We start from the raw sequence: 12,965 nt of genomic DNA, 5'->3' as shown, positions 1-12,965 counted from the left end.
TAAGCGCTCTCTTTATTGATTTAATGCAGGCTGTTTATGTTCAATTTGTACAGGTTTTCCTGTTAGTAAGGATTCCTTCGCAGCCTTCGCAATTCGCTCTGCTTGTAATCCATCATTACCACTGCAAATAACAGTTTGCCCTTCTATAATTGACTTTGTAAATTGTGTTACTTCCTCAATGTAAGCTTGCGTGTAGCGCTCTAAGAAGAAATAAAGCGGCTTATCTTTTACAATACCTTCTGTTTTTGACACTTGTACTGTTGTCGGGCAGCAATTATCCGCAGCAACCGCACCTTTTTCACCAAACACTTCAACACGCTGGTCATATCCATAAACAGCTTGGCGGCTATTATCAATTACTCCTAAAGCTCCATTTGCAAATTTTAATGTGACAATTGCTGTATCTACATCATTTACTTCCTGAATGGATGGATCAATTAATGTTGTTCCATATGCAAATACTTCAACGACTTCACTATTCATCACATAGCGAGCCATATCGAAATCATGAATCATCATATCCATAAACAATCCGCCTGAAGAGCGAACGTATTCTATACTTGGCGGTTGTGGATCGCGTGACGTAATTTTTAAGATATGCGGCTGTCCCACTTCACCTTGTTGAATCAGATCGTAAACTTTCCTGAAGTTCGGATCAAAACGACGATTAAATCCTACTTGAAGAGATACTCCCTGTTCTTTTACCACTTCTAATGCTTCTAATGTTTCTTCTACTGAGAAACTAACAGGTTTTTCACAGAAAATATGTTTTTTCGCAAGAGCTGCTTCTTTAATAATTTGCGCATGTGTATTTGTTGGTGAACAAATAAAGACAGCATCAATTTCTGGATCTGCTAATAAATCCTGATAATTTGTAGTCAGAGTGGAAATCCCTTTATCTTGAGCCCACTTTTCTAGATGACTAATTACTACATCTGAGACCGCTTTAATTTTCACCTGTGGCATAAGCTGCAAATTATCAACATGTAGTTTCCCAATTCGCCCAGCACCAATAATCCCAATCTTTAAAATGTTCATATGATTTCTCCCTCTATATTAAAATTTAAGAAACGAAATGAAAGTCTATAGGGTTTAGCGTATCAAGTTAGTTAAGCGCTTTCCCTATTTTTCTTCATTATACACATTCGATTCTAAATTGAAAACATTTTTATTTTTTTGAATACTCCTCTTTTCATCCGAATTTTGCATTCCCTCAATATACGTATTACATAAAAATAAAAAATAAGAATTAGAAATAAACACTCTAAAAAGCTACAAATATACTCTTTTAAAATACTGATATAACAAAGATAACGAAGCCTTTTAAATAGTAATCCCCCATCTATAAGGTATTTCTTTCTTTTCATACGCACTATTATTTTATTGTCCAATAAGTAAATAGAAAGACTCTATAAAAGAAAGTTGTAAATTGTCAAAAAATTTAATTGACGACCTCTTAATGTAAGCGTATACTTTTTTTATCAAAAAGAATTAAGCGCTTAACCAAAATAACTTATCGGTGGTGGGAGAATGAACGCTATTAGTTCAAACAAAACATTTATGGACAGGATAGGGATCCCTTCTAATTTAACTTGGGGATACATAGGGATTATTGTTTTTATGATTGGGGATGGTTTAGAACAGGGATGGTTATCCCCTTATCTCGTTGAAAAAGGATTGACGCTAGAACACGCTGCATTTTTGTTTACTATTTACGGTATTACTGTATCTGCTTCTTCTTGGTTTTCAGGGGTATTTGTACAAATGTGGGGTCCAAGAAAAGTAATGACATTTGGTTTAGTATCATTTATTTTAGGATCAATCGGTTTCATCGGTATAGGAATTCAACATATGAATTATCCAGTAATATTAATTTGTTATGCCCTACGAGGGTTTGGTTATCCTTTATTTGCTTATTCCTTCCTAGTTTGGGTATCATACAGTACCCCTCAACAAATGCTTTCAAGAGCAGTTGGCTGGTTCTGGTTCGTATTCCAGCTGGGGCTTAGTGTGATAGGAGCCTTTTATTCTAGTTATATGGTTCCGAAAATCGGAGAAATTGCTACATTATGGAGCGCTTTACTTTTTGTTGTCGTCGGGGGATTATTCTCAATTGTTGTAAATAAGGACAGATTTAAAGCACAAATCGTAAGCGCTAACAAATCAAGCGAATTGCTAAAAGGCATTACCATTGCATTTGAAAATCCTAAAGTTGGGATAGGCGGTATTGTAAAAATTATAAACTCGGCTGCTCAGTTTGGATTTGTTGTTTTCCTACCTACTTATATGATGAAATATAATTTTACGATGACTGAATGGCTTCAAATTTGGGGTACTCTATTCTTTGTAAATATGGTGTTTAATATTATTTTTGGTATTGTTGGAGACAAGTTTGGTTGGGTAAATACAATTAAATGGTTCGGAGGAGTCGGTTGCGGAATTGTAACTCTTGCACTCTATTATGTACCACAAATGGTAGGACATAATTATTGGGCTATATTATTTGTTGCTTGTTGCTATGGAGCAACACTTGCGGGTTATGTACCTCTTACCGCATTAGTCCCATCTTTATCTCCTGAAAATAAAGGAGCGGCAATGTCTGTCTTAAATCTAGGTTCAGGATTATCAGCATTTGTTGGACCATTAGTAGTAACTGCCTTCATCGGGCCATTAGGTGTTGGTGGCGTGATGTGGATCTTTGCTGGTTTGTATTTCTTTGGTGCATTTTTAACTCATTTCCTTACTATTCCAAAAGAAAATGAGATGGAGCAGGATTTAAATGCGAAAAGCGGTGAGCAATTCTCTGTATAAATCCTAAATTAAAAGAAGGTCATCCTAACTATACTTAGTTACGATGACCTTCTTTTGTTACATTCAAATAGACTTATAAAAACCCTATCATGTAATATCCTTTACTGAGGAACGCTCTACTAACTGAGGAATAATTGTAATTTTTTGCTTAGCATGCTCCTTCATTTCCATCGTTTTTAGCAGTTGTTCAAACGTACAGGCTGCCATTTGTTTAATTGGCTGCTCAATTGTTGTTAACCCTGGATCTGCAATCTCAGCATAGATTGTATTATCAAATCCGATTATTGATAAATCTTCCGGAATTGAAAGTCCTTGTTTTCTTGCTTCATTCATAAGGCATATAGCAATCAAATCTGTACAAGCAAAAACCGCTGTAGGCCTGTTAGGCAAATGAAGTAATTCCTTACTTGCACGTTTACTATCTTCCACTGTCGAATAGCAGCTAATGATAGCCTCATCATCTAACGAAATTCCTGAATCCGTAAGAGCTTGTTTGAAACCATTCAATCTCCCTAAGCTACTTTTTCTATCCTTCTCCATCATAATCGTTAAAGATGTATGGCCTTTCTGCGTTAAATAACTTCCAGCTAGATACCCTCCCCTCATATCATCAGTTGTCACAACATGAGTCGTGATGGAAGGATGATCTACAGTGAATAATACAAGTGGCAAATCTCGATTTACGATTTTTTTTACAAGTTTATAATCATTTAGCTCCGTTGCAATAATAATGCCATCTACTTGCTTTTTAAATAGTAAATCAATGTATTCGTGCTCACGTTTTGTTTGATGGTCTGTACTACATAAAATGAGTGTATACCCTGATTCTCGTGCACTATTTTCAAAAGCTCTTGCTACTTCAGCAAAAAAAGGGTTTGAGATATCTGGGACAAGTACCCCAATCGTATATGTTTTTTTACCTGTTAACGCTGCCGCTACACTACTTGGTTGGTAATCTAATTCATCCATTACCTGATTTACTTTGTTTATTGTTTTTTCACTAATACGTCCAGTTTGATTAATTACCTTGGATACAGTCGCTATTGATACACCTGCTTTTTCCGCAACATCATAAATTGTTGGTTTCACTTTAATTATCCCTTCTTAATCATCTTTTTCTATATTTTATCATAAATATATTTTGCTTCTTGGTATACAAAAGGAATTCTTTTAAAATTTGTAAGTATTTCTATCTTTGAGCGTAGTACTTCATATTTACAAATTAATCAGCCTTGATGAAACACCAGTAGAAAAATATTTGACTAATTTACTTATTAGACATTTAGAGAGAATCTGCATGAATTATAAGATGTTTAGGGCTATCAATCGTCTAGCTAGTCGTAACTCAACATTGGATACATTTATGATATTTATTTCACAAAAGACTCGATTCCTGTACATTTTCTTATTAGCCTTAATGTGGTTTAGAAACAATTCCTATAAAAAATCATTTTATTTGCAGGGTTATCAGTAGGATTCGCATTATTTATAAACTGCTTTATCCAGCTCTTTTATTTTAAACCACGTCCATTTGTTATACATCGTGTGCGTTTACTTATCCCATCAAAGAATAATTCCTCATTTCCTAGTAAACATACAGTCTTAGCATTTGCCATAGCGTCCTCCGTTTTACTTCGTGAACGTTTATTTGGCTCAATCATGTGGTTCTTAGCAATTTTGACAGGTTTTTCACGTATCTGGCTAGGTCATCATTATCCATTTGATATCATAGGAAGTGCCTTCATAGGAATCTTAACCAGTATAGCTATTGGCAATGCTACATATATATTTAATTCTTTTGTTACCTGGATTATAAATGTATTAGGAATACAAAAAAAGCGATTCTTTTCACATTAAAAAGAATCGCTTTCCAAGTTCATATTTTCAATTACATTACATAAAGAATTGAGAGACTATCACTTAAAAGCATTAACGACAACTTCAGCCGCCTCTTTAATTAGTTGATTATCATAGGTAGCCTCTTTCTCATCTTTACTAGATAAAATTGCGATAATAATTGGTGCTCTATTTGGTGGCCAAACGATAGCAATATCATTTCGTGTTCCATAACTTCCCGCTCCTGATTTATCTGCAACTACCCAATCAGTTGGCACGCCTGCACGAATAAGTTTGTCTCCTGTAGCATTCCCTTTCATCCAATCTGTAAGAATGTTACGCTTTTGATGCGGAAGCGCATTTCCGACCGTAAGCTCTTTAAGATTCGTAGCAATTGCTTTCGCTGTACTAGTATCACGAATGTCTCCTGGAATAGCCTCGTTTAATTCTGTTTCAAAGCGATCAGACATAGTAACCCGATCCCCCATCTTTCTAAGCGCTTTTTCATATCCTTTCGGTCCGCCTATTTTATGAAATAAAATGTTCCCTGCAGTATTATCACTGTAACGAACAGCAGCCTCCGCAATTTCTCCTAGTGTCATTCCAGTATCTACATGTTTCTCTGTAACAGGTGAATAATCCACTAAGTCTTCTTTCGTATAAGTAATAACTTCATCTAATTTCTTAGTAGAGTTTTGCTGCAGTAATACTCCTGCCGCTAAAGCCTTGTAAGTTGATGCAAAAGCAAACCTTTCGTTAGGTCGATAAGCGATTGTTTGTTTTGTACCAGTATTAATCGCATATACACCTAATCGAGCATCAAATTTTTTCTCAAGTTGAGAGAACTCTTTATGCGTCGCCTGATTTTTATGTTTTATTTGCCCTTTCTTTTCTTTCGCTTCAACTTGCAATGGCCCTCCTGTAAAAGCTTCGAGGCTTGTAAAACTTAAACCTAATATACTAACGCATATTCCTATTTTTAGCATCCTCTTGTTTTTCAAAATCATCATTCCTTTCAAGTTCTTAACCATTTTTTACGTACACATAATAGACAATCACCAAAACAAATTTGTTCCATAAACTTTTAAAAATTTTTAGCTAGTATGAGAGTCATTAGCAAAATAAGAGATAGCCACAATGATCGTCGCTATCTCTTATTTCCAATCTCATTTTTCTTTTATAAAGACCTTTATATAAACAGTATGTCTTTCCATAAGAAAAGCGTATACGTTTTTCTAATTTTGATTCGGAACATCTGTATGAGTAGTTTCACCATTTATACGTTGCTGTTTTAAATCAAAATATACATCTAAAACTTCTTTTCCAATTATAGAATTAATTCCACTTTTATCGTTACGAAGCCACGGAACTACTACTGAGAATGCTACTTCTGGATTATCATATGGAGCATATCCAACTAACGTTAAGTTGTAGCATTCCATACGTTCTCCTTTTGCATTTCTACCAATTGGATGATCTCCACCATATACAGTTTGAGCTGTTCCTGTCTTTCCTGCTGGTTTATATGAAGCATTTTTGAAATACTTCACGCCAGTTCCATCACCTTCTTGGAATACCCATCTAAAGCCTTCTTTTATTCGATTAATATGTTCTGTCTTCATATCAATTCGATTTAATACGACAGGCTCTATTGAGCGAATAACTTTGCCAACCTCTTCTTTTATTGATTGCTCTCGTATTTCTTTTACAATTTGAGGTTGCATTCTATAACCGCCATTAGCAATTGTTGAAATATATTGCGCTAATTGCAATGGCGTATACGTATCATACTGACCGATAGAAAAATCTAGTAAAAAACCAGGCTGGCTATCTACTTTTCTAGTTTGTCCAATTATTTCATTCGGTAAATCAATACCCGTAGGAACTCCTAAGCCAAATTGCTTAAAATAATAGCGCATCGTATTAAATGCTTCTTGTTTTATATCCAATGAACCATTTGGTACGTAGTTAACGCCCGCAATTTTTAAAGCTGTTTGGAACATGTATACATTCGAAGATACTTGTAGAGCTCGTAAATCATTAATATTACCAAATCCGGATACATTCCACGATTTCTTAGCTTGTGTACCTTTAAATTTCATCGGTGCATCATAAAATTGATCTCCTGGTTGTATTGCCCCTGTCTCATATCCAGTTAATAAAGTTGCACCTTTTACAGCTGACCCTAGTTCATACGAAGTTGTCATATTACCTAATGCCAAATCCTCGATTTCCATTTTCCCTTCTTTTTCTACAATCCTTTTGCCTGCCATAGATAAAATCTGTCCGTTATTCGGATTTGTCATAACAACAAAAGCTCGGTCCAATAGTGGCTCTGAACTCTTAAAAGCCCTCAAATTTTTCTCTAAACTTTCTTCCACTTTCTTTTGTAATTCCATATCAATCGTTAATGTTAAACTATTACCACTTTTTCCTTTAGAAATTATTTCTGTATTTATAATATTTCCTGATTTATCTGTAATATTTTTCACTTCTTCTTTTGTACCATGTAACACATCTTCATATCGTTGTTCAATATAACTTTTCCCTACACGATCATTACGGTTATATCCGCGTACTAAATAAAAATCTAAATTTTCTTTTGGCAGACCTTCTTCGCTACTCGTAATATTACCTAACACGGAACGAAATAAATCACCATTTACATAATTGCGCTCCCAATCAACTGTTGCATCTACCCCAGGAAACTCCGCAAGATTTTCACTGATTTGCGCATACTCTTGATTTGTTACATCTTTTTTTATAATTTGTGGTGTCAGTTGATAACCTGAATTCATTTTACTTTTAATAGCTAACACCTTTAAATCTTGTGCTGTTAATTCTGCCAATTCTACTTCTGTAACTCGACTTCGTCTTAACTCTTCTATTTTTTTATCTAACTCTTTTCCCTCTATTCCCTTTTCTTTAAACTTTTCTATATCTTTTTTCGTAATCATTGTCTCCGCACGTTTCGTATTCAACTGCATCCAAAAATCTTTTTTATCGATATCTGTTAATTTGTTTATATCTTGTTCAGGCATTTCAAGTACTTTTGCCAAGTCTTTTGCTGTTTTTAAAATAGCTTCACTCGTAATTCCCTTTACCCTTGTATACGTAATTGTGCGAAGAGATTTATTATTAACAACTGTTTTTCCTTCTCGATCTAGTATTTGTCCACGTGGAACTGGGATACTAGTTGTTGTATTTTGATTGTTTTCCACTTGGTTCTTATAAGCCTCTCCCTCTACAATTTGCACTTTTCCTAGTTGAACAATAATAGCTGAGAATAGTAAAAATATGCAAAGGAACATTATATTTAATCGAATAGATATATATGTCTTCTTATTTCCTTTTTGCTTTTCCATAAATCCTCCATATATTTGCTTATATATTACGTAACGATGGCCGATTATAAATATCGTTTCAACTTTTTCAATAAACCATTGTAAGCATCCATTTCTTTTCGTTTTGCTGCGTAATTCAAAACTCTCCTTTCTTGTTTTCTCTCTATTTTTTGTCGTTTGCATTAGAAATGCTACACTGTATAACGACTCATCTTAAAAGTGAAATTTCATACTATTTATTCCTTTCTTCATGCTGTAATACTTAATAGACAACCTAAATAATTAAGTTGTTCCACATTTACAAAAAAAATAATTAACTATAATATGGAATAAGCTAAAAAGGGAGGGCTTTATGTTACATACAAAAATAAAAAGATGGAGATTTATAGCGATTCTTTCTATTGTAGGTTTTACATTAATAATTTTGTTTAAAAGTCATTTCTTTTCAATTACTATCGAAACTTCTTCAGCCGAAAGAGGACAAATACTTGATAAAAATGGTGTAATACTAGCTACAAATAAGAAAGTTAAGTCTCTATATTGCACTTTTAATGATGAAAAGATATCAAAACTAGATACATCAAACACATTAGCTTTTTTCCATCAATTTTCAAGCGGGTTTCAACATGACATTTCTGCAAAAGACATAAAATTACACTTACAACAATCTTGTAAACAGCAAACTATGAATGATATACCGTTATACTCTGACATAAATGAGAGTGAACTTACATTCGTAAATAAGAACAAACCCAATAATGTAATAATTAAAAATGAAGTGATCCGATATTATCCCAAGCATGAAATTGGTTCACAAGTAATTGGTTATGTAGAAAATGACCTTAATTCAGAGTATATGCCTGTTGGAAAAAGCGGGGTTGAGCTGCAATATGAAAATGATTTAAAAGGAAAACCGGGTAAAACTCTTATTTTTAAAATAAATAACAAAAAGTTCTTATGGAATATTCAAAAAGTACAAAAAGGAAAAGATGTCCAATTAGCTTTAGACTCTAAGTTACAGCAAAAAACAGAGGAAGCATTAAGATCTCAAATTAAGAAAACACCTGATGCTAAAGCTGGTTATGCTGTAGTGAGCGATGCAAAAACTGGCGCAATTTTAACTATGGTCAACTCGGCAGTTTTTGATCCAAATATATTACATACACATGTATCTTCTAGAAAAGAAAACATTAAATCACTTTCGCAAAATAAAGCAATTCAAAAATTAAAGTACGATGAATCTTATATAAATATGGCCTCTACTATAAAGCCACTTTCTATTTTAATTGGATTAAATGAAAAGCTCTTTCAACCTGAAGATACTTATTTAGATAAGGGTAGTTTTCATTATGATAATCAAAATAACATTGTGAATGCACCTGGAACGCCAACTGGGGAGATTACACCGCGGCAGGCTATCATCAATTCATCTAACACATTTATGACAGCAAAAGTAGCACTACCTTTATTCAACGAAAATAATGGTAATATAGAAAAAGTAGCAAACATATGGACCGATTATTTAATGCAATTCGGTCTTCGTTCTAAAACAGGGATTGATTTACCATTTGAAGAAGACGGACAATATGAGCTTCATCCATCTAATAAATTTGAAAATGGAATCTCAGCTTTATTAAATGCCTCTTGGGGAGGAAATGAAGTACACACTCCTCTTCAACTTGCTCAATATGCAGCGACTTTAGCTAGTAAAGGTGACAAATATAAACCTCACATCGCAAGTGCTATTATTGGTCCAAATGGTAAGGAAACAAAAAAGTTTAAACCCATTTTAGAAAGTTCAAATCATTATCCGATGAACTTTTGGAATGTCGTGCAAGGTGGAATGAGTCAAAATATAGAGGAGATTAAAAAGCTGCCCTTTGACGTCGCAGGTAAAACAGGAATTACAGGTTTTCCGAATGAGCAAGCAAAAATGATCAACCATTCTCTTTTCATTGCATATGCTCCTACCGAAGATCCAAAAATCGCCATTTCTGTCGTTATTCCTGGTAGTAATTCAGAAAAAAACATCGCTGCTCTCGTTACATCAGAAATTTTAGAGTCTTGGAATACACTTCAAAAAGAGATTAAAAGCAAAGAGGAAGGTTCACTTTAATGAACCTTCCTCTTTTACCATATAGAATCAATATTCGTTATTTTCCATTTACCTTCACGATCCTTTTCGAACATGAAAGTATATTTAATATCAGTTAAAACATACTCTTTTTGTACATATCCAGTATTACCGTTTATTGTCGATACTTTTATATATCCATCATTCTGCACTTTTTCCGGAATCCAAGCTTTTACCATTTCATTAGATACTTCATATAAAACTCGTGATTCTCGTTTTGGTTCAGCTAAAATTTTTGTTTTATTTCCAGTAATAGTTGCATATATAAAATGTGCTTGCTTTGGTTCATTACTTTCTGTCAATCCACTTGGTACTTTGTATGCTTGTTTTGTATCATTTGTAAATTCTCCCCCCATTGTAAGGGCAACTTGCAACTCATGAAAAATATCTTCATCAAACTTCAATTCCTCCTTCTTATAACTCTTCCCTTTAAATAAAACTTCATCATTTAACGCTCTATTCAAGTCGTTTTCATTTTTTGCATTTGTACTTTGATATAAATCATTCATAAATTGTCTTAATGTTGGATCTTTCGCAGACTCATCTTTCGTTTTAGGCTTAATTTGAGTGCTGCTTTGGACCGGTGATTTATTATCATCAAGCCAAGGTTGTTGAACAATAACTAATAACATTGTACAAACGAAAACAACTACAATAGGCAGCGCTTTTTTACGAAACGTTTTTTTATGTTTTACAAGATCCACTTCATTATTTTCATATATAGACTGCTTTATTTTATAAATAAATTCCTCTTCATTTTTACGATTCTCCATTGGACCTTTTTTTAATTTACTATACCAGTTGGGATTTTGTTTATTGTTCATCACTACTACCCTCCCCAATTAATTTTGAAACCTTACTTCTCGCTCGGCTTAATCTAGATTTTACAGTTCCAATAGATACTCCTAGTGTTTCAGCCATTTCTTCATAAGATAATTCATATTTCGCGTCTAAAATTATTATTTCACGGTGTTTTTTAGGTAGTTTTAATACAACATCCCACACTTCATTCATTTCCTCTTGATTAAAAAATTCTTTTTCTGCCGATGGGGATTGTTTATCATCACTAAAAAACCCTACTAAAGATATCCTTTTAAAATAGGAGGATTTCAAATAGTTTATTGCCGTATTTCTTGTAATTTTTAATATCCACGTTTTAATAGATGACTCCTTTCGAAATGAATTCCAGTTTTTAAATACCTTTATAAATACATCCTGCGTGATATCATCTGATAAGTGTGGATCTTTCGTAATAATAAATGAATAATTCCATACATCTTGCCAATAATCGTTTATAACATAGTCAAGCTCATCATGATTACATTTTTCAATAAACTTCTGTTCCATTTCCACACCTCGAACTTATTTGAATAAACATAAAACTACCCTCGCTTTTATTATGGTTTCAATATATAGACAAGATACAAGTTGTATTTGTTCCATTGTTTATCTTTTTTCAATTAAAAAATCCTACTAAAAATGTAAAAGTGTGCAATTACTTTCATAAAATAATCAGCTATATATTCTCTCACATGACAGGCTCTAAAAAAGCAAGTAATGCATACAATGTTAAAAATACACTCATAAAAATCTGATTATTATTTGTGCATTTCACGCAATATTCTACTTGTATTACCTTTTTTTCTTAGAGCACACTTATTTGTGTGCTCTATTTATGTTTTACTTCATAACTGTTTTGTTAAAGTTTTAAATTACCCTCACTTGTCCATTTCAATTTATTTACCTCTTCTATTTACTACTAACGATGGTAACCTTTCAAAAATGAAAATAAAAAGGAGATATCAATTTTCTACAGACACAACAAAAAAGCATTCTGGATTAGGAAGAATGCTTTTTTGTTGTACTTAATTTATACATTTTATTTTGAATCAAAACCCCTGCGCTGTATGGGACAGGGGATCCATTCGTTCTAAAGCTTATTTAGAAGAATCACGTACAGGTATACTACTATAAATCACTTCAGCAACTTTCACATATCCTTTTGAGTTTGGATGAATTAAATCCTTAGACCAAACCGTATCATCATTAACTAAATGATGATTCCAAAAGTCAACATGATGAAGCTTATACTCTTTACTCAGTGAACGTATAACTTCGTTTGCCTCTAATAATTGTTCTTTTACTACTTGCTTTTTTTTAGATGATAAAGGAAGCCTAACTGTAAAATCTGGAAGGTTTCCTATAATAATATCAGCATCTGCTTTACTTAATGTATCTATCATAAATTCCATATCGTTCTTATATTCTTGATGATTCCAACGTCCTTTTAATACATCGTTTGCACCTGCGATTAGACTTACCAAATCTGGATTAAACGTTAATGCTTTTTCCAATTGCTGTGACCGAATTTCTTTAGTTACTAACCCACGCTTTGCAAAATTAGCATATTCTATATCGTTTACACACAGTTGAACAAAATGATCTACCCAGCTTTTTAATGCTATTCCCTCAACTTCATCCCCTATGCCCTCGGTAAAACTATCACCCATCGCTACAAATCGCTTCCACATATGTACTCCCCCTTTTTGTTGTTCATATCTACACTATATAATAGTTCACAGCGTATATCTATTTTCATTGGAATTTAATTGAATAATGAATCTCATTTCATCCTGTGTAACTTTATTAAACTATCCTTGTACCAGGTTACCTTAAATTAAAAAATCAAAATAAACACCATTCTTTTTTCATACTAGCAATTGCTAATGATTCATCTGTATTTTTTTATATAAAATCTTTCCGGAATTTAGATGAATTTTTCTTAATCTAGACTATTAATTTTTTATAATAAAAAACTACATCCTATATAGAATGTAGTT

General features: G+C 33.2%; 9 protein-coding genes and 1 pseudogene. 3 read left to right on the top strand and 7 right to left on the bottom strand.

The features are described from left to right. Nucleotides 1–12 precede the first annotated feature (12 nt). Nucleotides 13–1,038 (bottom strand): inositol 2-dehydrogenase, encoded by a 1,026-nt coding sequence (gene iolG / locus MR070_RS08095; protein WP_242261013.1) that lies wholly within the window; start codon nt 1,036–1,038, stop codon nt 13–15. Nucleotides 1,039–1,530: 492 nt separating this feature from the next. Between iolG and MR070_RS08090 the strand changes: the two genes are divergently transcribed. Further along, nucleotides 1,531–2,811 carry an MFS transporter gene (locus tag MR070_RS08090; protein WP_242261012.1) on the top strand — a complete coding sequence of 427 codons (1,281 nt, stop codon included), beginning with the start codon at nt 1,531–1,533 and terminating at the stop codon, nt 2,809–2,811. A gap of 87 nt (nt 2,812–2,898) precedes the next feature. Here MR070_RS08090 and MR070_RS08085 read toward each other — a convergent pair whose 3' ends face one another. Further along, nucleotides 2,899–3,900: a LacI family DNA-binding transcriptional regulator gene (locus tag MR070_RS08085; RefSeq protein WP_000805151.1), complete on the bottom strand. Its 1,002-nt coding sequence runs from the start codon at nt 3,898–3,900 to the stop codon at nt 2,899–2,901. Nucleotides 3,901–4,108: 208 nt separating this feature from the next. On the opposite strand from MR070_RS08085, the pseudogene MR070_RS08080 reads away from it, so the two are divergent. Then, a pseudogene (locus MR070_RS08080) lies at nt 4,109–4,720 on the top strand (undecaprenyl-diphosphatase). Nucleotides 4,721–4,727: 7 nt separating this feature from the next. On the opposite strand, the gene bla reads toward MR070_RS08080, so the two are convergent. Both bla and MR070_RS08070 read right to left on the bottom strand, forming a co-directional pair. Then, nucleotides 4,728–5,678 (bottom strand): class A beta-lactamase Bla1, encoded by a 951-nt coding sequence (gene bla, locus MR070_RS08075; RefSeq protein WP_396021576.1) that lies wholly within the window; start codon nt 5,676–5,678, stop codon nt 4,728–4,730. Between the two features lie 204 nt (nt 5,679–5,882). Next, nucleotides 5,883–8,012: a peptidoglycan D,D-transpeptidase FtsI family protein gene (locus tag MR070_RS08070; protein WP_242261178.1), complete on the bottom strand. Its 2,130-nt coding sequence runs from the start codon at nt 8,010–8,012 to the stop codon at nt 5,883–5,885. Nucleotides 8,013–8,343: 331 nt separating this feature from the next. Here MR070_RS08070 and MR070_RS08065 point away from each other — a divergent pair, with 331 nt between their 5' ends. Then, nucleotides 8,344–10,107 (top strand): peptidoglycan D,D-transpeptidase FtsI family protein, encoded by a 1,764-nt coding sequence (locus MR070_RS08065; protein WP_242261011.1) that lies wholly within the window; start codon nt 8,344–8,346, stop codon nt 10,105–10,107. A gap of 14 nt (nt 10,108–10,121) precedes the next feature. Here MR070_RS08065 and MR070_RS08060 read toward each other — a convergent pair whose 3' ends face one another. From MR070_RS08060 to MR070_RS08050, 3 genes are all read right to left on the bottom strand, one after another. Then, entirely contained in the window at nt 10,122–10,949 is an 828-nt protein-coding gene (locus tag MR070_RS08060; protein WP_242261010.1) for an SH3 domain-containing protein, read from the bottom strand. Beyond that, nucleotides 10,939–11,472 (bottom strand): RNA polymerase sigma factor, encoded by a 534-nt coding sequence (locus MR070_RS08055; protein ID WP_000435495.1) that lies wholly within the window; start codon nt 11,470–11,472, stop codon nt 10,939–10,941. Before MR070_RS08055 ends, MR070_RS08060 begins: the two co-directional genes overlap by 11 nt. Before the next feature lie 590 nt (nt 11,473–12,062). Beyond that, a complete protein-coding gene (locus MR070_RS08050) occupies nt 12,063–12,656 on the bottom strand; it encodes an SGNH/GDSL hydrolase family protein (RefSeq protein WP_242261009.1) in 594 nt (197 codons plus the stop codon). Nucleotides 12,657–12,965 lie beyond the last annotated feature (309 nt).

The organism is Bacillus cereus group sp. BfR-BA-01453, assembly GCF_022662915.1.
Taxonomy (GTDB): domain Bacteria; phylum Bacillota; class Bacilli; order Bacillales; family Bacillaceae_G; genus Bacillus_A; species Bacillus_A paranthracis.
The sequence above is the reverse complement of the archived record's forward strand: the minus strand, read 5'-3'. Positions and strand labels throughout refer to the sequence as shown.

What these genes read in the sequence shown, in the direction of transcription:
- MR070_RS08065 (WP_242261011.1), top strand. Translation starts at nt 8,344, where the DNA reads ATGTTACATACAAAAATAAAAAGATGGAGATTTATAGCGATTCTTTCT.
- MR070_RS08055 (WP_000435495.1), bottom strand. Translation starts at nt 11,472, where the DNA reads ATGGAACAGAAGTTTATTGAAAAATGTAATCATGATGAGCTTGACTAT.
- bla (WP_396021576.1), bottom strand. Translation starts at nt 5,678, where the DNA reads ATGGTTAAGAACTTGAAAGGAATGATGATTTTGAAAAACAAGAGGATG.
- MR070_RS08090 (WP_242261012.1), top strand. Translation starts at nt 1,531, where the DNA reads ATGAACGCTATTAGTTCAAACAAAACATTTATGGACAGGATAGGGATC.
- MR070_RS08050 (WP_242261009.1), bottom strand. Translation starts at nt 12,656, where the DNA reads ATGTGGAAGCGATTTGTAGCGATGGGTGATAGTTTTACCGAGGGCATA.
- MR070_RS08060 (WP_242261010.1), bottom strand. Translation starts at nt 10,949, where the DNA reads ATGAACAATAAACAAAATCCCAACTGGTATAGTAAATTAAAAAAAGGT.
- MR070_RS08070 (WP_242261178.1), bottom strand. Translation starts at nt 8,012, where the DNA reads ATGGAAAAGCAAAAAGGAAATAAGAAGACATATATATCTATTCGATTA.
- iolG (WP_242261013.1), bottom strand. Translation starts at nt 1,038, where the DNA reads ATGAACATTTTAAAGATTGGGATTATTGGTGCTGGGCGAATTGGGAAA.